Annotated in this window: 14 protein-coding genes; 7 read left to right on the top strand and 7 right to left on the bottom strand. The window is 66.7% G+C overall.

The features are described 5' to 3' along the window. Positions 1-3: 3 nt before the first annotated feature. On the bottom strand, positions 4-1,161 hold the full coding sequence (locus HWX07_RS01730; RefSeq protein WP_175874946.1) for an amine dehydrogenase large subunit: 1,158 nt from the start codon (positions 1,159-1,161) through the stop codon (positions 4-6). Positions 1,162-1,402: 241 nt separating this feature from the next. Here HWX07_RS01730 and HWX07_RS01725 point away from each other — a divergent pair, with 241 nt between their 5' ends. The 5 genes from HWX07_RS01725 to HWX07_RS01705 all read left to right on the top strand — a co-directional run bounded on the left by HWX07_RS01725 (position 1,403) and on the right by HWX07_RS01705 (position 7,468). Then, positions 1,403-2,365: a helix-turn-helix domain-containing protein gene (locus HWX07_RS01725; protein WP_175874945.1), complete on the top strand. Its 963-nt coding sequence runs from the start codon at positions 1,403-1,405 to the stop codon at positions 2,363-2,365. A 129-nt stretch (positions 2,366-2,494) separates the two neighbouring features. After that, the gene (locus HWX07_RS01720; protein WP_175874944.1) at positions 2,495-3,439 is read left to right on the top strand and encodes a GlxA family transcriptional regulator; all 945 of its coding nucleotides are present in this window, start codon (positions 2,495-2,497) and stop codon (positions 3,437-3,439) included. 490 nt (positions 3,440-3,929) lie between these two features. Further along, positions 3,930-5,642, top strand: a complete 1,713-nt coding sequence (locus HWX07_RS01715) for a M36 family metallopeptidase (RefSeq protein ID WP_175874943.1) — start codon at positions 3,930-3,932, stop codon at positions 5,640-5,642. 79 nt (positions 5,643-5,721) lie between these two features. Next, positions 5,722-6,975, top strand: a complete 1,254-nt coding sequence (locus HWX07_RS01710) for a M20/M25/M40 family metallo-hydrolase (protein WP_175874942.1) — start codon at positions 5,722-5,724, stop codon at positions 6,973-6,975. 130 nt (positions 6,976-7,105) lie between these two features. Beyond that, positions 7,106-7,468 carry a YbjQ family protein gene (locus tag HWX07_RS01705; protein WP_175874941.1) on the top strand — a complete coding sequence of 121 codons (363 nt, stop codon included), beginning with the start codon at positions 7,106-7,108 and terminating at the stop codon, positions 7,466-7,468. 13 nt (positions 7,469-7,481) lie between these two features. Here the strand turns inward: HWX07_RS01705 and HWX07_RS01700 are convergent, their stop codons facing one another. The 4 genes from HWX07_RS01700 to betC form a co-directional block, all read right to left on the bottom strand. Next, positions 7,482-8,723, bottom strand: a complete 1,242-nt coding sequence (locus HWX07_RS01700) for an MFS transporter (protein ID WP_175874940.1) — start codon at positions 8,721-8,723, stop codon at positions 7,482-7,484. A gap of 240 nt (positions 8,724-8,963) precedes the next feature. Continuing rightward, positions 8,964-10,103, bottom strand: coding sequence for a porin (locus HWX07_RS01695; RefSeq protein WP_175874939.1), 1,140 nt, complete (start codon positions 10,101-10,103; stop codon positions 8,964-8,966). Between the two features lie 260 nt (positions 10,104-10,363). Then, the gene (gene choX, locus HWX07_RS01690) at positions 10,364-11,332 is read right to left on the bottom strand and encodes a choline ABC transporter substrate-binding protein (RefSeq protein ID WP_175874938.1); all 969 of its coding nucleotides are present in this window, start codon (positions 11,330-11,332) and stop codon (positions 10,364-10,366) included. A 45-nt stretch (positions 11,333-11,377) separates the two neighbouring features. Further along, positions 11,378-12,928: a choline-sulfatase gene (gene betC, locus HWX07_RS01685; RefSeq protein WP_175874937.1), complete on the bottom strand. Its 1,551-nt coding sequence runs from the start codon at positions 12,926-12,928 to the stop codon at positions 11,378-11,380. Positions 12,929-13,168: 240 nt separating this feature from the next. On the opposite strand from betC, the gene HWX07_RS01680 reads away from it, so the two are divergent. Next, on the top strand, positions 13,169-14,074 hold the full coding sequence (locus tag HWX07_RS01680; RefSeq protein ID WP_175785755.1) for a LysR family transcriptional regulator: 906 nt from the start codon (positions 13,169-13,171) through the stop codon (positions 14,072-14,074). Positions 14,075-14,278: 204 nt separating this feature from the next. Next, on the top strand, positions 14,279-15,163 hold the full coding sequence (purU, locus tag HWX07_RS01675) for a formyltetrahydrofolate deformylase (RefSeq protein ID WP_175874936.1): 885 nt from the start codon (positions 14,279-14,281) through the stop codon (positions 15,161-15,163). A gap of 110 nt (positions 15,164-15,273) precedes the next feature. Here purU and HWX07_RS01670 read toward each other — a convergent pair whose 3' ends face one another. After that, positions 15,274-16,929, bottom strand: a complete 1,656-nt coding sequence (locus HWX07_RS01670) for an APC family permease (RefSeq protein WP_175874935.1) — start codon at positions 16,927-16,929, stop codon at positions 15,274-15,276. 225 nt (positions 16,930-17,154) lie between these two features. Then, positions 17,155-18,018 carry a glycine betaine ABC transporter substrate-binding protein gene (locus HWX07_RS01665; RefSeq protein ID WP_175874934.1) on the bottom strand — a complete coding sequence of 288 codons (864 nt, stop codon included), beginning with the start codon at positions 18,016-18,018 and terminating at the stop codon, positions 17,155-17,157. Between the last annotated feature and the right edge of the window lie 32 nt (positions 18,019-18,050).

Raw genomic sequence — 18,050 nt, 5'->3', positions numbered from 1 at the left:
GCCTCACGGGTTGACGAGCAGTGACGACGTATTGCCGACCTGCTTCTCGACGTGCTGAAGCGTGCCGGTGCGCGCGTCCATCACGACGAGGTCGGAGGTCGCCGTCAGCCCGTAGAACAGCGGCTTGTCGTCCTCGCTGACCTGGATCGACACGAGCGGATCGACCTTCAGTTGCGCGAGATCCCAGCGCGCGACGCGCTGCTTCGTCTTCAGGTCGACTACCCACACCTGCGTGCCGGGATCCTTGTGCGAACCGTCGGCGCCCTTGTGCATCAGCACGTAGTAACGGTGCTGCTTCGCGTGCACGGCCGTCTGCTGCAAACCGCCCGGGCGCCAGCCTTCGGCGCGCTCGGCGTCCGTCAGCAGCGGCCACGGCTTGCCGAACGCCGGCTTGCCGCCGCTGAAATCGGCGCTGCGCACGTTGCCGCCGTAGGTGGTGAACAGGTATTCGCCGTTGTACCGCGACGCGTTCACGAACGCAGGGTCCTTGTCGACGTCGATGAACGCCTCCGACATCGTGCGCTTCGTCTCCTTGCCGTTCGCGTCGAGCGTGACGGTCAGCGCCTTGCCGCTTTCGCACAGCGCGGTGAAGCGGTCGTTACCCGACGGATACGCGAGCACGCATGCGGCCATGTCGATCTCCGACAGCACCTTCTTCGAGACGGCGTCGATCACCGTCACCGACGCGGCCGGCGTGATGTTCGCCACGTACAGCCGCTTGCCGTCGGCGCTGAACGCGGTGTTGTACGGCGAGGGCACGTGCTGCCCGTGCTTCGCCGGAATCACGATCTCGCCCGCGTGATCGAGCGTCGTGTTGTCGATCATCTCGACGACGTCGGTGCGCGTGCCGTGCGAGCCGCGCGAGAAGTAGGTCGTCGCGACGAAGCTCGTCTTGCGGTCGGGCGAGATCGCGAAGCCGGGGGCGAAGCCGCCGTCGATCTGGCCGAGCAGCTTTTTCGCATCGGCGTCGTACACGTAGATGCGCCCGTCGGTCATCGACGGCATCGAGATGTCGACGACATAGACCTCGTGCGGATGCCATGGCGGCATCTTCTGCACGACCAGTTCCTCGGGTTTTTCCGCCGCGTTCGCGCCGCCGGCCCATGCCGCCGCCAACGCCAGCGTCGCCGCGAGCGCCGCGGTTCGTCGCCTTGTCCTCATGCCGCCTCCAGTGGGAATTCACGTTATGTGGGGCGACTGTAGTTCGACAATAAATCCCGTCAGCACCCGGACCGGCAACGCGTACGTGCCGATTCGGGATATTGGAAATGCGCGTGAAAGCCGTCTGCCCCGCGCCCCTTCCGACCCTCTGAAGCACGTGCCCGGAATAGCGCTCCTCCTTATTGCGCCGACCGCTCGGTCGGTTTAATCTTGCGCGGTCCGAACGATCGCCGGAGGCGCCGTGCTCGTGTTACATCAGAGGTTCGACGACGCAGACCGGCATGCCGAGGCGCTGCGCGGCTGGGATCAGCGTTACGACCAGATCGGGTCCGGCGTGTATCGCAGCGCGGTCAAGCACGCAGTGCTCGACGGCGTGCAACTGTTCCAGGAAACGGCGAACGTGCGCATCATTCAGCGCGGATGTTTGCCGCACGGCCATACGGTGTTCGGGATGCCGCTCACCGGCTCGGGCACCTTCGCGTTCGGCGGTGCGCGCCTCGAGCGCGGCACGATCGTGATGGCGCGCGGCGGCATACCGTTCGAACTCCATTCACCCGACGACATGTCGCTGATCGGCGTGGTCGTCGAACCCGGATTGATGCAGCAGATCGAAGATGCCGCCGACGTTCGGCTGGATGCACGCGCGCTGCGACGCGGCGTCGTCGAGGTGCCGGTCGCCGCGCGCGAACGCGCGAGCATGCAGCTCGCGACGCTGCTCGAACGCGTGCTGTCGGCGCCCGATACGTTCGACGCGGCACGCGCGCAGTGCGCGATCCGCGCCGACGTCGGCAACGTGCTCGTCGATCTCCTCACCTACCGGATGCCCGAGCCGTCGAACCGGCTCACGCACGCCTGCCACGCCGACATCGTGCGCCGCGTGCACGACTACGTGATCGAGCACCCGGAAGCGCCCGTCGACATCCTGAGCCTGTGCACGCAACTGCGCGTGAGCCGGCGCACGATGCAAAACAGCTTCCAGTCGGTCGTGCAGACGAGTCCGCTCAACTACACGCGCTCGCTGCGCCTCGCGCAGGTCCGGCGCCTGCTGCTCGACACGCGGCAATCCGACCTGCCGATCAGCGAGGCGGCCGCACGCTGGGGCTTCCTGCATCTCGGGCATTTCGCGAGCGTGTACAAGGCCCAGTTCGGCGAATTGCCGTCGGCGACGGCGCGCCGGACAGTGCATCGCGCAAAAACGCGCTGAACGCCGGCAAAAAACCCGCGATAATTTCGGCTTGACCGTTCGGCGCCCGCGAGCCGGGCGCGGCCCACGCCGGCCCGCTCGCCGCGTCGCTCGGTGCGCGACGACCACCTGCTTCCACCCCACGCCCCGATGCCCGAGGATTTCCACTTCCTGCTGCTGCCCGGCTTCTCCGCGCTCGGCTTCATGTCCGCGGTCGAGCCGCTGCGCGTCGCGAACCGCTTTCGCACCGAGCTGTATCGGTGGCACGTGATCAGCGCGGACGGCGCGCCCGTCGCGGCGAGCAACGGCATTCCGGTCGCCGCAGAAGCCGCGTGCGCGGACGTCCCGCGGGTCGATACGGTATTCGTCGTCGCGGGCTTCGATCCGCTCGTGTGCTACACGCGCACGCTCGGCGACTGGCTGCGCCGCCAGCACCGGCATGGTGCGACGCTCGGCGGCATCGACACGGGCAGCTTCGTGCTCGCGGAAGCCGGGCTGTTCGACCCGTCGCAGCCGCTCACGCTGCACTGGGAAGCGCTGGCCGCGTTCCGCGAGCGCTATCCCGGCCTGAACGCGACGCAGGAGCTGTTCGAGATCGACGACCGGCGCATCACGTGCGCGGGCGGCACCGCGTCGATCGACATGATGCTCGACCTGATCGGCCGCCGGCACGGCACCGATCTCGCGGCGGCGATCTCCGAGCAGTTCGTGGTCAGCCGCATCCGGCAGCGCTCGGACAGCCAGCGGCTCGAGATCGCCGCGCGCTACGGCGTACACAACCGCAAGCTGATCCAGGTGATCGGCACGATGCAGCGGCACATGGAGAACCCGCTCGGCTCGGACGCGCTCGCGCAGGAAGTCTCGATCACGCGGCGCCAGCTCGAACGGCTGTTCAGCGCGACGCTGAACGACACGCCGACGCGCTTCTACCTGAACCTGCGCCTCGATCGCGCACGCGAACTGCTGCAGCAGACCGACATGAGCATCACGTCGGTGTGCGTCGCGTGCGGCTTCGAGTCGCCGTCGCATTTCTCGCGTACCTATCGCGCACGATTCGGGATGAGCCCGCGCAGCGACCGGCGTGCGACACGCTGATCGTCGCGGCTTTTGATCACAATCCGGCGCGGTATTGCATGTTCCGGCAGCGTTTCCTGCCGCTCGCTGAACAATGCCGGCGATTGGTCGACGAACCGAAGCGGTCATCGAAAATAATTTGGAATGTCGTTGAAAATATTCTGTAACATATCAAACAAAGTTAGATAGGCAGCCTAACGACACGCCTGCTGCATCTCGACGCGCGTCGCGCCACGCAGGCTGCCAACCGATATCGATCCGATCCGAGGGGTATGACATGAGGATGCTCGCTTCGCCGTCGCCGCACCTGCCTGCCGTTCGCATCCCTTCACGCGCGTCCCCCTCTTCGCCTGCCCGCTTCTTTTCGACCTGACATTTAGGGTTCCTTAGTCAGTCGAGACTCCCCACACCGCTTCGCCGCACCGGTTCTATCGAACCGGCGCGCGGGCCGTGTCGTGCCTGCTCGCCGCGAGCGCGCGGGCGTGTCCAACCGTTGAGATGAGGATCACGTATGCAGACATCACGCAAAGCATTGCCGCTCGCCCTGAGTCTCGCGCTCGGTTTCGGGATCGCCGGCGGCACCCTGGCCGATACGAAAGTGTCGAATCCGCAGGCCGCCAGCCTGCGCGAAAGCCTGACGCGCGGCGTCGCGACGCCGGCCGCGAAAGCCGATACGGCCGCCGGGCAATTCCGCTCGGACGGCGTCGCCGTCACGCTGTACAACCCGGCCTGGCGCGTCAAGAAAGCCGCCGCAACGCCCGCCGCCACCGCGCGCGACTTCGTCGCATCGCAAGCGGCGCAACTCGGCCTCGACGCAACCGCGCTCGCGAGCCTCGTCGTCACGTCGGAACGCAACGATGCCGACTTCACCGTCGTGCGCCTGCAGCAGCAGGCTGCCGGGCTACCCGTGTACGGCAGCGACATCGCGGTGACCGTCGCGAAGGACGGCCGCATCCTGTACGTCGCGAGCAACACGATCAGCGGCGTGGTCGCGACGACGCGCAAGTCGCAAGCCGTCGACCAGCAGCAGGCGCTCGACCGCGCCCGCGCGTATCTCGGCGCGAGCGGCTTCACGCATCTCGACGCCCAGCTCGTCGCATTCGTCGACCAGGCCGGCACGCACACCGCGTGGAAGGTGCGCGGCCGCCCGCAGGACGGCCCGAAGGGCGACTGGGAACTGCTGATCGATTCGGGTAGCGGCGAAGTGCTGCGCGCCGAGGACAAGGCGTTCTACGCGACCGACGGCACCGGCTTCGTGTTCCGCCCCGATCCGCTGTCGCCGACGAAGAGCAGCTACGGCAGCACCGGCTACAAGGACAGCAGCGACGCCGATTCGACGCAGCTCACGGCCGCACGCGTGCGCGTGACGCTGAAGGAGCTCGCGCAATCGGGCACGCGCTACACGCTGACGGGCCCGTACGCGGTGTGTGTCGATTTCGATGCGCCGCTCGACAAGGCGTGCCCGTCGCAGTCCACGCCCGCGTTCGAATTCACGCGCGGCAACCTGTATTTCGAGGCCGTGAACGCGTACTACCACATCGACACGTTCCTGCGTTACGTGAACCAGACGCTCGGCATCAAGGCGCTGCCGTACCAGTACACGGGCGGCGTGCAGTACGACCCGCACGGCGAATCGGGCGACGACAACTCGTCGTACTCGTCCAGCAGCGGCCGGCTGACCTTCGGTCAAGGCGGCGTCGACGACGCGGAAGACGCGGACGTCGTGATCCACGAGCTCGGCCACGGCATCCACGACTGGGTCACCAACGGCGGCTTGTCGCAACAGGAAGGCTTGTCGGAAGGCACCGGCGACTATCTCGCCGCCGCGTACAGCCGCGACTTCAACCAGTGGAGTCCGTCGGATGCGCAGTATCACTGGGTCTACAACTGGGACGGTCACAACGAGTTCTGGGGCGGCCGCGTGACCAACTGGAACGTCGGGCGCACCTATGCGCAGGCGCGCGGCGCGGAGATCCACACGGCCGGCCAGTATTGGGCGTCGTGCAACCTCGTCGCGCGCGATGCGATCGGCGCGCAGGCGATGGACAAGGCGTTCCTGAAGGGGCTGTCGATGACCAACAGCTCGACCAACCAGAAGGCGGCCGCACAGGCCGTGCTGACGGCCGCCTCCGCGCTCGGCTACAGCAGCGCGCAGCTCACCGCGATCGGCAACGCGTACAACAAGAGCTGCACGTACGGCGTGACCGTTCCGCAGAAGTCGTAATGCCGCAGCAGGCGGGAGCGCGTCGCACGACCTGCGGCGCGCTCCCTTCATCGACATCGCCATCCCCACGAGATCGAACATGCCTACTCTGAAACCGACCCGCCTGAGCGCCGCGCTGGGCGGCATGCTGCTGACCGCCGCCGCGCACGCGACACCCGTCTGGATCACGCTCGGCGACACCGCGTTCCGCCAGCTTCAACGCATCGATGCGACCGCAACCGCGCAATACAGCACGACCGTCGACGCCGGCAACGCGGCCGACGGCGCCGCGCGCCGCGAAACCGTTCACGTCGTCGAGATCGACGACACCCGGCTCGGCGAGCTGGCCCACGCGGTCCACCACACGCGCGGCCACGGGCCCGGCTACGTCGTGCACGATTCGTTCGACGACGCGCGGCAGGCGCTGCAACCGTTGCCGGCGACGCTCGCGAAACAGGCCGCCGCCCCCGCGTACACGGTGTCGAACGTGCCGCAGATCGGCACGTGGGTCCAGCAACTGCAGGCCAGCAACATCGTCGGTACGATCACGTCGCTGTCCGGTTTCACGAACCGCTACTACACGACGTCGCACGGCGTCGCCGCATCCGACTGGCTCGCGCTGCAATGGAAGCAGTTGGCGGGTTCGCGTGCCGACATCACCGTCGAGCAGTTCGCGCATACGGGTTTTCCGCAGAAATCGGTGATCCTGACGATCCGCGGCAGCGATCCGGCTGCCGGCACCGTCGTGCTCGGCGGCCACCTCGATTCGACCGTCGGCCGCACGACGGAAAACACCCGCTCGCCCGGCGCGGACGACGATGCATCGGGCATCGCCAGCCTGACCGAGGCGCTGCGCGTGCTGCTCGCGAACAACTACCGGCCGAAACGGACCATCAAGTTCGTCGGTTATGCGGCCGAGGAAGCCGGCTTGCTGGGTTCGAAGGCGATCGCGAAGCAGTTCCGGGCGCAGAATGCGAACGTGGTCGGCGTGCTGCAGCTCGACATGACGAACTACAAGGGCGATCCGAAGGATATCTACCTGATCACCGACTACACGAACGCGGCGCAGAACACCTACGTGAAGAATCTGGCGGCGACCTACCTGCCGGAGCTGGCGATCGGCACGTCGCAGTGCGGGTATGCGTGCTCGGACCACGCATCGTGGAATGCGCAGGGGTATCCGGCATCGTTCCCGTTCGAGGCCGACCAGAATGACAGCCCGTACATCCACACGGTGAACGACACGCTGGAGAACTCCGATCGACAGGCCAACCATGCGCTGAAGTTCGGCAAGCTGGCACTGGCCTATGCGGTCGATCTCGGCGGCATTGCCGGCGCGACGGTCAAGCGCTGAGCGTACTTGCCGAGCGTTTCCTCGCGTTCGGCAATGAAACGGGCGTTCACCTGCGTGGTGCGCCCGTTCGAATGCCTTTTCTCCGTCGGGCTAGAATCGTCGTTCGACCACTCGCTACACGCTGCCCACCATGACCGAACCCACTCGCTCCATCGACGACCTGTCGCCCGCCCGCGTCACGACCGCGTTCGACCTGCCCGGCCATACGACCGTTCGCTCGCTCGGCGTCGCGCAGGGCATCGTCGTGCGCTCGCGCTCGATCGTCGGCTCGTTCGGCGCGTCGCTGCAGACGATCTTCGGCGGCAACATCACGCTCTATACGTCGCTATGCGAGAAAGCGCGCGAGCAAGCGTTCGACAAGATGCTCGACGAGGCACGCAAGCTCGGTGCGAATGCGATCGTCGCGATGCGCTACGACTCGACCGAGATCGGCTCGGGCGTGACCGAAGTCATCTGCTACGGCACGGCCGTGCGCGTCACGCAGGACGCGTGACGTGTGATGCGCGTCACGCGTCGCGTTCGAGCGACTTCATGTTCGTGAGCTGCGGAAAGAGCCGCATCCATACCAGCGCGACGGCGATCGTCGCCGCGCCGCCGACGACGATCGCGGCCGGCGCGCCCCACCACGCGGCCGTCACGCCCGATTCGAATTCGCCGAGCTGGTTCGACGTGCCGATGAACAGCGAGTTGACCGCGCTCACGCGACCGAGCATGTCGTCGGGCGTGCGCAGTTGCACGAGCGACAGGCGCACCACGACGCTGATCACGTCCGATGCGCCGAGCGCGGCCAGCGCCACGAGCGACAACGCGAAGTGCCGCGACAACCCGAACACGATCGTCGCGATGCCGAACGCGATCACGCCGCCGAACATCGCGCGGCCCGGCCGGCCCTTCAACGGAAAACGCGTGAGCCACAGCGTGCCCGCGAGCGCGCCGACCGCCGGCGCCGCGCGCAGCGCCCCGAGCCCCCACGGGCCGACCTGAAGGATGTCGCGCGCATAGATCGGCAGCAGCGCGGTCGCGCCGCCGAACAGCACCGCGAACAGGTCGAGCGACAGCGCGCCGAGAATCGCCGGCTCGCGCCGGATGAACGCGATACCCGAAAACACCGAGCGCAGCGTGACCGGCTCGCGGGCGGGCGGCGCGCTGCGCAGCGGAATCGTACCGCTCAGCATCGCCGCGACCGCGAATGCCGCGACGCTCGTGCCGAACGCGACGGGTGCGCCGACACCGTAGAGCAACCCGCCGAACGCGGGCCCGAGGATCTGCGCGGCCTGGTTCGCCGACGTCGACAGCGCGGTCGCGCGCGGCAGGTCGGTACGCGGCACGACGGCCGGCAACAGCGACGACACCGACGGCGACTCGAACGCGCGCGCCGTGCCGACGATCGCCGCGAGCGCATACACGGCCGGCGCGGCCAGCCACCCTTGCACCGCGCCGAGCAGGAACACGCCGGCGGCCAGTGCCTCGACGCTCTGGCAGATCGTCGCGATGCGCCGGCGGTCGTAGCGGTCGGCCACCTGCCCGACGACGAGCGTCAGCGCGAACATCGGCACGAACTGCGCGAGGCCGACGAGACCGAGTGCGAACGCGCTGTGCGTGAGCGCGTAGACATACCAGCCGATTGCGACCGACAGGATCTGGAAAGCCAGGGAAGACATCACGCGCGCGCCCCAGAAACGCTGGAACGGCGCGTGGCGAAACAGGTTGGCGGGTAACGGGGATAAATCGGGCACGGGCGTGGTCATCGGGTTCTCGGCGGTTGGCGGTGCGCACCGCAACCGTTCGGGAAAACGACGACGCACGCGGATGCGTGCGGCAACGGTGCGGACGCGGCCAAAGCGCGATGATATGCCAACCGCCGAAAACCGGCCGGCCGCCTGCCCCGAGCGCCATCGAGCCGGCGCATCGCACAAAAAAAAGCGCGAACCGCGGTTCGCGCCAAAGAGAGACCTCGCTGAAGACGTCACACCATCCCGCCACTGCGCTCAGAACGAATGCCGCATCCCGATCCGCACGTCGGCCTGCGTCTGCGTCGTCGACGGCGTGAAGCTGTAGCCGACCACCGCATCGACGCCCTGCGACGCGCGCAGGTAATCGCCGGAGATGTAGACGTCCGTGCGCTTCGACAGCAGGTAATGCAGGCCCGCCGTGCCCTGGTTCCAGTGATGGCCTTCGAAGCGCGTGTGCTGGTAGCCCGCGATGAAGCTCAGCGCCGGCGTGAACTGGTACAGGCCGCCGCCTTCGTACACCTGCATGTGCGACGACTGGCCGAAGCCCTTGATCGTCGTGTACGAGTAGTTGGCGTCGAGCGTCAGCTTGCCGATCGTGTAGCTCGTGCCGATGCCGAACGTGCCCTGGCTGTCGACGTCCATCGGCGTGTTCGCGAACAGGTCGGTGCGCGCGCCGGTTGCCGGATCGACGGTGACGGTCTGCTGGCCGAGGAACGTGTGCGTGCCGATCATCGCATACGGATCGAATGCGTAGATGCCGTTCGGGTTGTTCAGGCGCGTGTACGCGGCGCCGATCGAGAAGTCACCCTTCGTGAAGCTCGCGCCCGCGCTCCAGGCGCTGTTGCGATGGAAGTTGCCCGCGACGTTGCCGAACGAGTACATCGCGCCGAACTTGAAGCCGCTCAGGTCGCTCGACAGGAACTTCACCGAGTTCGGCAGGCGGTCGCCGTTGAAGCGGTCGAAGTCGCCCTGGTGGATCGCATAGCCGCTGCCCCACGCCGAGATGTTGTAGATCGATACGAGCTCGTTCGTGATGTCGAGCTGGTTGCCGAACGACAGCGTGCCCCAGTCGTTCTGCAGGCCGACATACGCCTGCCGGCCGAATTCCGCCCCGCCGAAACCGAGTTGCCCGTTGCCGAGATGGAAGCCGCTCTCGAGCGTGAACACGGCCTTCAGGCCGCCGCCCAGGTCTTCGGTGCCCTTGAGGCCGAAGCGGTTCCCGTAGGCGACGCCGTCGTCGAACTTGACCACGTGCGAACCGCCCGTGTTGTTCACGTACGTGATGCCCGCGTCGAGGATCCCGTACAGCGTCACGCTGCTTTGCGCATGTCCGACGGCGGGAATACAGGCCGCGCATGCAAGCGCGGCGGCTACGGCAACTTTCGTATGCTTCATTATCGACCACCCTCCCTGAACCGTTCGATGGATAGAATCTCGTCCCGACGCGTGCCGCGATGCGCCGGTGGATTCGAATTCAGACCGCCCCGCTGGCTTCGGTATTTCGTTTTCCGCAATAACGCAGCCATTGGCGAAAAATACAAACCCATATTTCAGGTCACCCGTCTGAAGGCGACACTAAATGGTCGCCATGCGACGGATCGGGAAAACACGTAGACGGGCAGCACGGTAAAAACCGGCCGCCCGGAGGGAGGAAATCAGCGGCCGTCGAGGGCCGCACGCACGGCCGGCAGGCCCGGTGCGCCGGCCGCCGTCGTCACGCCGTCGAGCCAGCCGGCGACCAGCGCCGGCTCGGCCTTCAGCGCATGCTGCGCCGCGAGCGCGGGCGACGTCTTGTGGTCGAGCATGTCGGCGATCATCCGGTTCTCGACGTCGACGGAGAACGTCATCTGCCGGAACAGCCGCGCGAGGTTCGTGCACTGGCCGGCGAACCCGGCGCGCGTGACCGTGTTGACCGTCGCACCGCCGTAGTTCGGGCCGAAGTACGCATCGCCGCCCGACAGATACGTCAGATGAAACTTCGTGTTCATCAGATGCGGCTCCCACGCGAGAAACACGATCCAGCGCTTGTCGCGCACCGCGCGCTCGACCTGCGTGAGCATGCCCGTCTCGCTCGATTCGACGAGCGACCAGTTCGCGGCCCCCAGTACGTGGTCGGACAGCATCCGCTTGATGTTCTGGTTCGCGGGCGCGCCGGGCTCGATCCCGTAGATCTTGCCGCCGAAACGGTCCGCATAGCGCGCGAGATCGGCAAACGTATGCACGCCGGCCGCGGCCACGTAGTCGGGCACCGCGAGCGTGAATTTCGCGCCACTCAGGTTTGCGTGCAGCACGTCGATCGATTTTTCTTCGACGAACGGCTTCACGAGCGGCGCCTGCGCGGGCATCCAGTTGCCGAGGAACACGTCGACTTGCCCTTTCTTCAACCCCTGGTACGTGATCGGCACCGACAGGTTCGCCACGTCCTGCCGGTAGCCGAGCGCCTTCAGCACGACGCCCGCCATCGCGTTCGTCGCGTCGATGTCGGTCCAGCCGGGCGCCGCCATCTTCACGGCGTCGCACGTCTGCGGATCGGCGGCATACGCCGGCGGCGTCGCAGCCACGCACGCGGCAGCGGCAAGCGCCGCGCCGATCCTTCGGATTGCTGCATTGCATTGCCGTTTCATCGTCCGCTTCCTCCGTCGTTCATGAATGTTCGCACCGCCGGACGCTCAGCGCCCGACGCGCGGAAAACGCGCCATCGCCTCGAGCGTGTCGAGTTCGATGTGATTGCGCATGTAGCGCTGGCTCGCGTCGGTGAACGGCTGCCAGTCCCACGCGTGGATGCGGCCCTGCGTCGTCGCCGCGTAATGGAAGCGCCGGCGCCGCTGGCTCGCGCGCACCTGCCGGTCCAGTTCGGGCAGGTTCCAGCGCTGCGCGGCCTCCGCGCGGAACGCGGCGAGCACGTCGGCGGCCTCCGGCTGTCCGGCCAGGTTCGTCAGCTCGCGCGGGTCGTCCGACAGGTGGTAGAGCTGGTCGGGATCGGCCGGGCAATGCACGTATTTCCAGTCGCCGCGCCGAATCATCACGACCGGCGCAAGCGCGCCTTCCGCGAGGTATTCGCCGAGCGCGACATCGTGCGCGGGCGTGCCGTGCAGGTGCGGCACGAGGCTCGCGCCGTCGACCGGGTCCGGCCATCCGGCATCCGGCCAGCCGCCGGCGGGCGTGGCGCCGGCCAGCTCGACGAGTGTCGGCAGCAGGTCGACGTGCGACACCGGCCCGCGCACCCGCGCGGCGCCGAAGCGGCCCGGCGCATGCACGATCAGCGGCACGCGGCAGCCGCCTTCGAAGAACGTCATCTTGTACCAGAGCCCGCGTTCGCCCAGCATGTCGCCGTGGTCGGACGTGACGATCACGATCGTGTCGTCGGCGAACCCGCATTGCTCGAGCGCGGCCAGCACGCTGCCGAACTGCGTGTCGACGTAGGACGTGGCACCGTAATACGCGCGGCGGGCGGCGCGGATCTGCGCGTCGGTCGGCGGCGTGCGGTCGTTCTCGCAGACGAAGCGCAGCCGCTGCGAATGCGGATCGCTTTCGGCCGCATCGAGCCGCACGGCCGGCATGTCGATGTCTTCGTCGCGGTACAGATCCCAGTATTCGCGCGTGATCGCATACGGGTCGTGCGGGTGGGTCAGCGACACGACCATGCAGAACGGCCGCGCATCGTGTCCGGCCGCACGCTCGCGCGCGACGTCGTACAGCTTCTGCTTCGCGGCGAACGTCACCTCGTCGTCGAAGTCGAGCTGGTTCGTGCGCACGCATGGGCCGGCGTCGAGCACCGAGCTCATGTTGTGATACCAGCTCGGCCGCTCGGTCGGCTGGTCCCAGTCGGGCACCCAGCCGAAATCGGCCGGATAGATGTCGGTCGTGAGGCGCTCCTCGAAACCGTGCAACTGGTCGGGTCCGCAGAAATGCATCTTGCCGGACAGCATCGTCCGGTAGCCGCCCGCGCGCAGGTAGTGTGCGAACGTCAGCGTTTGCGCCGGCAATTCGGCGGCGTTATCGTAGGCGCCGATCCCCGACGGCAGCTTGCCGGTCAGCAGCGAGAAGCGCGACGGCGCGCACAGCGGGCTCGCGCAGTACGCGGCGTCGAACACCACGCCTTCGGCGGCGAGCCGGTCGAGCGTCGGCGTACGGGCGACGCGGTTGCCGTACGCCGGCAGCGCGAACGGCGTGAGCTGGTCGGCCATCAGGATCAGGATGTTGGGTGTCGGGTTCGTCATCGGCGATCGTGGGGAAAGCAGTGTTCGAATGGAACGGCGCGCCGCTTTGGCAGCGAGACGTCCGGCATGACGGAGGCAGTCCGCAGAAACTGCCGCGCGCGGGGGCCGCGCTGGCTAGAATCGCGGAATGCGTTGCGTGGCGGCGCTTGAAGCACATCTGCCGTACCGTCCGCTGCACTATCGCCCGCCCGAATTCACGCGGGTAGGCGTCCGGCCCTTATGGGGCCATTAGAGGGACTTATGTCGAAACCCGAACCGTTACCGTCGATGCAGGCGCTGCGCGCGTTCGAATCGGCTGCCCGGCTGGCGAGCTTCACGGCCGCCGCGCGCGAGCTCGGCTCGACGCAGCCGGCCGTGAGCCAGCAGGTGTTCCAGCTCGAAGCCGAACTCGGCGTGCCGCTGTTCGAACGCAGCCCGCGCGGCGTCACGCTGACGGCCGACGGCCAGTGCCTGTACGAAGCCGTGCGGCTGAGCCTCGACACGCTGCGCGGCGCGACCGCGACGCTGCGCGCGCGCCGCGAGCACGGCGCACTCACGATCGTCACCGATTTCGGTTTCGCGACCTACTGGCTGATGCCGCGCCTGGCCGGGCTGAAACGCGTGATGCCGGACGTCGACGTGCGCGTCGTCACGTCACAGGATTACGACGCGCAACGCGACCACGGCGACATCGCGGTCCTGTTCGGCGACGGCCACTGGCCGTCCTGCACCGCCGCGCGGCTGTTTCCGGAATCCGTCACGCCCGTCTGTTCGCCTGCGTTCCGCGATGCGCATCGGGGCGTCACGCGGGCCGACCACCTGCTTGCGCTACCGCTGCTGCACGTGCAGCCGACGCGCCCCGAGCGCTGGCTGTCGTGGTCGGGCTGGTTCGACGCGCACGGGCTCGAATCGCCGGCCGCCACCCGCGGCGTGACCTTCAACAGTTACGCGCTCGTGATCCATGCGGCGCTGCTCGGCGAAGGCGTCGCGCTCGGCTGGGCGCCGCTCGTCGACGAACTCGTCGCGTCCGGCCAGCTCGTGAAGCTGGTCGATGCGCCCGTCGTCACGTCGCGCGGCTACTTCCTGGTACGCCCGCCGCAGCGGCCCGAGCCGGACGCGACCCACGTGTTCCGGCGCTGGCTGCTCGACGCGTGTGCGGCGGCCTGACGCGGCACGCGCCCTCGCGTCCGTTCCGCTTCTGCGCGCCCCTTCCCCGCTCCCGCCCGCTGGCGCACCGATACCAGCCACACGGCGCGTTGGTTCTATCCGCGCCGAAATCGTCCTGATTTACTTGAGCCTCCCGCTACCCGCGCGGCGCGGCGCTGTCGTGCGCCGCCGCGCGGCCGTGCGCCCTGCCATCCGAGGAGTCTCATGACCGCCGAGCACCGCCCCGATCAATTCGTCCTGACACTGTCGTGCCCGAGCGCGGCCGGTCAGGTCGCCGCCGTCGTCGGCTTTCTCGATCGCCATCGCTGCTATGTCGATGCGCTGAACGTGTTCGACGACGATCTCAGCAACCGTTTCTTCGTGCGCTGCGTCTTTCATCCGACGGATGAAACGCTGCAGATCGACGCGCTGCGCCAGGAATTCGCACCAATCGCGGCCGGACTCGGCGGCCACGACGGCGACAACCAGTGGGCGATCCACGACGTCAATGCGCGGCCGAAGGTGCTGATCATGGTGTCGAAGCTCGAGCACTGCCTCGCGGATCTGCTGTTCCGCTGGCGCATGGGCGAGCTGAAGATGGACATCGTCGGCATCGTGTCGAACCATCCCGATTTCCAGCCGCTCGCCGCGCAGCACGGGCTGCCGTTCCGGCACTTCCCTATCACGGCCGACACCAAGGCGCAGCAGGAAGCGCAATGGCTCGACTTCTTCGAATCGAGCGGCGCCGAGCTCGTCATCCTCGCGCGCTACATGCAGGTGCTGTCGCAGGAGACGAGCGCGAAGCTCGCGAACCGCGCGATCAACATCCATCACTCGTTCCTGCCCGGCTTCAAGGGCGCGAAGCCGTATCACCAGGCGCACGCGCGCGGCGTGAAGCTGATCGGCGCGACCGCGCATTTCGTGACCGACGATCTCGACGAAGGCCCGATCATCGAGCAGGTCGTCGAACGCGTCGATCATGCGCTGCGGCCCGAGCAACTGCTCGCGGTGGGGCGCGATGTCGAAAGCCTCACGCTTGCGCGTGCGGTGAAGGCGTTCATCGAGCGGCGGGTATTTTTGAATGGCGACCGGACAGTGGTGTTTCCATAAGCGGGCGGCGGCCGCACCCGAACGCGGCGGAAACGAACAAGGCCCAACCGGCGTGTAACCGGTTGGGCCTTTTTGTCGTCGTGCGACGGCGGCGCGCCCGCCTTACCGCGTCACTTCACCCACGCGAAGTAATACGACAACCAGATCGTCAACCCCGCCCCGATCAGCGCCGCATACGGCATCAGGCTCAGCCACGGCGCGCGCTTCGGCACTTCCAGCTCCATGTCGCGCTGCATCTGTGCGGGGAAGCGGCCGCGATCCTGCCAGTAGTGGCGGAACAGGAACACCGGTACGATCAGCAGCATCGCGATCAGCCCGTTGCGCAGCGTGCCTTCGCCCTGCAGGTTCGCGCCCGCGCCGACGTAGACGAGGTTCGCGTAACCGCAGATCGCACCCCCGACGAGCAGCCAGGTCGGGCAGCGGAACGGCCGATCCCAGTTGCCGCGGTCCATCCGGTGGATCCAGCCTGACTGAAGATTCAGGAATACGAACAGCATGTAGCAGACGTTCGAGATCGACAGCACCGTCATGTAGTCCGACATCATCAGAAACACGAGGTTGAAGCCGAGGTCGGTCCACATCGCACGCGTGGGCGAGCCGTGCTCGTTCACGTGCGACAGGTACTTCGGCAGCCAGCCGTCGACCGATGCCTGGTACAGCGTGCGCGACGAACCCATCATCGACGTCATCACGATCAGCAGGATCGACAGCATCAGCATCACGACGACCGCATTCGCGACCCACGCACCGCCGCCGACGATCTTCGCCATCGCGGCCGCGACGCCGGTGCCGTCGCCGATCGACGGATCGAGCATCGCCTGCGTGCCGAGCGCGCCCTGGAACGCGAGCGGGACGAGCGTCATCACGACCAGACACAGCGCGCCCGACCAGAAGATCGCCTTGGCCGTATCGCGCCGCGGATCGCGGAATTCACGCGTGTAGCAGACGGCCGTCTCGAAACCGTACGACGCCCAGCCGGCCATGAACATCGCGCCGAGCGCCATCGTCACGCCCTGCCCGTTCCACGAACCGAAGGTCGCGGCCGTGAGGTTGCCCTGCGCGTCGTGACCGAGCGGCAGCAGCGGGAGCAGGTTCGACATCGGCACGTCGCCGGTGACGAACGGCACGATGCCGACGATCAGCAGCGGCGTGAGCGATGCAATGCCGAGAATGCGCTGCGTACGTGCAGCCTTCGACGCACCGCTGTGCTGAAGCTTGAACGTGATGAGAAGCAGAATCGTCGCGATGATGAACGTCGCGTTGATTCGCAAAGACAGACCGGGCTTGATGAACCCGAGATCCGCAACCTTGAGCTGCCAGTGCAGCACCGCCGCATTGGCGGGAAAGAGACTCGTGAGCGCATAGCTCGCCGCGAGACCGCAGCCGAGTGCAAGCATCGGCGACCACGCGAGCCAGTTGCACCACACGGAAACCGGGGCAATCAGCTTGCTGTAACGCACCCAGCCAATCGCGCCATACACGGACGCGCCGCCCGATTTATGAGGAAATAGCCCGGATATTTCCGCATAAGTCGCGCTTTGAATCAGCCCCATCGTGATCGCGGCGATCCAGATCGCCCACGCGGGCTGGCCGATCGTCGCGCATACGCCGCCGATCGTGAACAGCACGCCTGCCGGCACGCCGCTCGTCACCCAAAAAGCGTCTTTCCAGGTCAGGCCACGGTGCAGCGTATGGCCCGTCGAATCATGTGAGATGGTTGCCTCAACATCACTGGTGCGATTAGCACGCAGTCCTGCCTGACTCATCCAATTCCTCCTCTCGATCAGTGTCAGCGCTTTCGCGCTTACGCTGCTCCGATACAAAGCAGATGACTCCGCACAAGGGCGCTAGTGTAACAACTTACGCGCTTTTTTGCAGAATCCGCAAAAGAATTCCGGGATATGACCGCATTGCATCCATATTATTTCGGATTCCTGTGTGCCATTCCCGGCGTATTTTTATGATGGTTCGTACGACGTAGCTCGAGGTGCTTACTGTGCGCCTTCCGTCCACGAATTCACGCGGTCGGCATGCGCCGCAATCCACGCATCCGCGGCCGCTTCCGGCTTCGATCCGTTCTGGATCGCCAGCATCACGCTGTCGATTTCACCCGGCTTCCACTGGAATTTCTTCAGGAACGCGACGACCGGCTTCGCCTTCGTTTCGAGCCCCGGATTCACGACGCTGTCGACGTGCTCGGCGCCGCCGAACACCTTCTTCGGATCCTCGAGGAAGCGCAGCTTCCACTTCGCGAACATCCAGTGCGGCGCCCAGCCGGTCACGATCACCGGCTTGTTCGCGCCGACCGAACGCGACAACTCGGCCGTCATCGCGCTGCCCGAGCTCGGCATCAGCGTGTAGCTCAGCCCGTAGCTCTTGATCGCGTCGTCGGTCTTGCGCATCACACCCGCACCGGCATCGATGCCGACGATGCGGCCGCCGAAGCTGCTCTTCTCCGCGTTCAGATCCTCGATGCTCTTCGCCTTCACGTAATCCGGAACGATCAGGCCGATCTTCGCGTCGGGAAAGTTCGCGCCGACGTCGACGACCTTGCTCTTGTATTCGCTCCAGTACGAGCCGTGCGTGACCGGCAGCCACGCCGAAAGCGTCGCATCGAGATCGCCGCGCGCGACGCCCTGCCACATGATCCCGGCCGCGACCGGCACGAGCTTCACCTCGTAGCCGAGCTTCTTCTCGATCACGCGGGCCGCGACGTTCGACGTCGCGACGCTGTCGTCCCAGCCTTCCACGTAGCCGATTTTCAGCGTCGGCTTCGTATCGGCCAGCGCCGATGCGCTCAATGCCACCATGGCCGACAGGGCGCCGGTCCAAACCAGTTTTCCAAACAGTTTCATGGTCGATCTCCTTGGTCTGCGCACCGTGCGCG

The organism is Burkholderia sp. BCC0097 (assembly GCF_902832985.1).
Classification (GTDB): Bacteria; Pseudomonadota; Gammaproteobacteria; order Burkholderiales; family Burkholderiaceae; genus Burkholderia; species Burkholderia orbicola.
The sequence above is the reverse complement of the archived record's forward strand: the minus strand, read 5'-3'. Positions and strand labels throughout refer to the sequence as shown.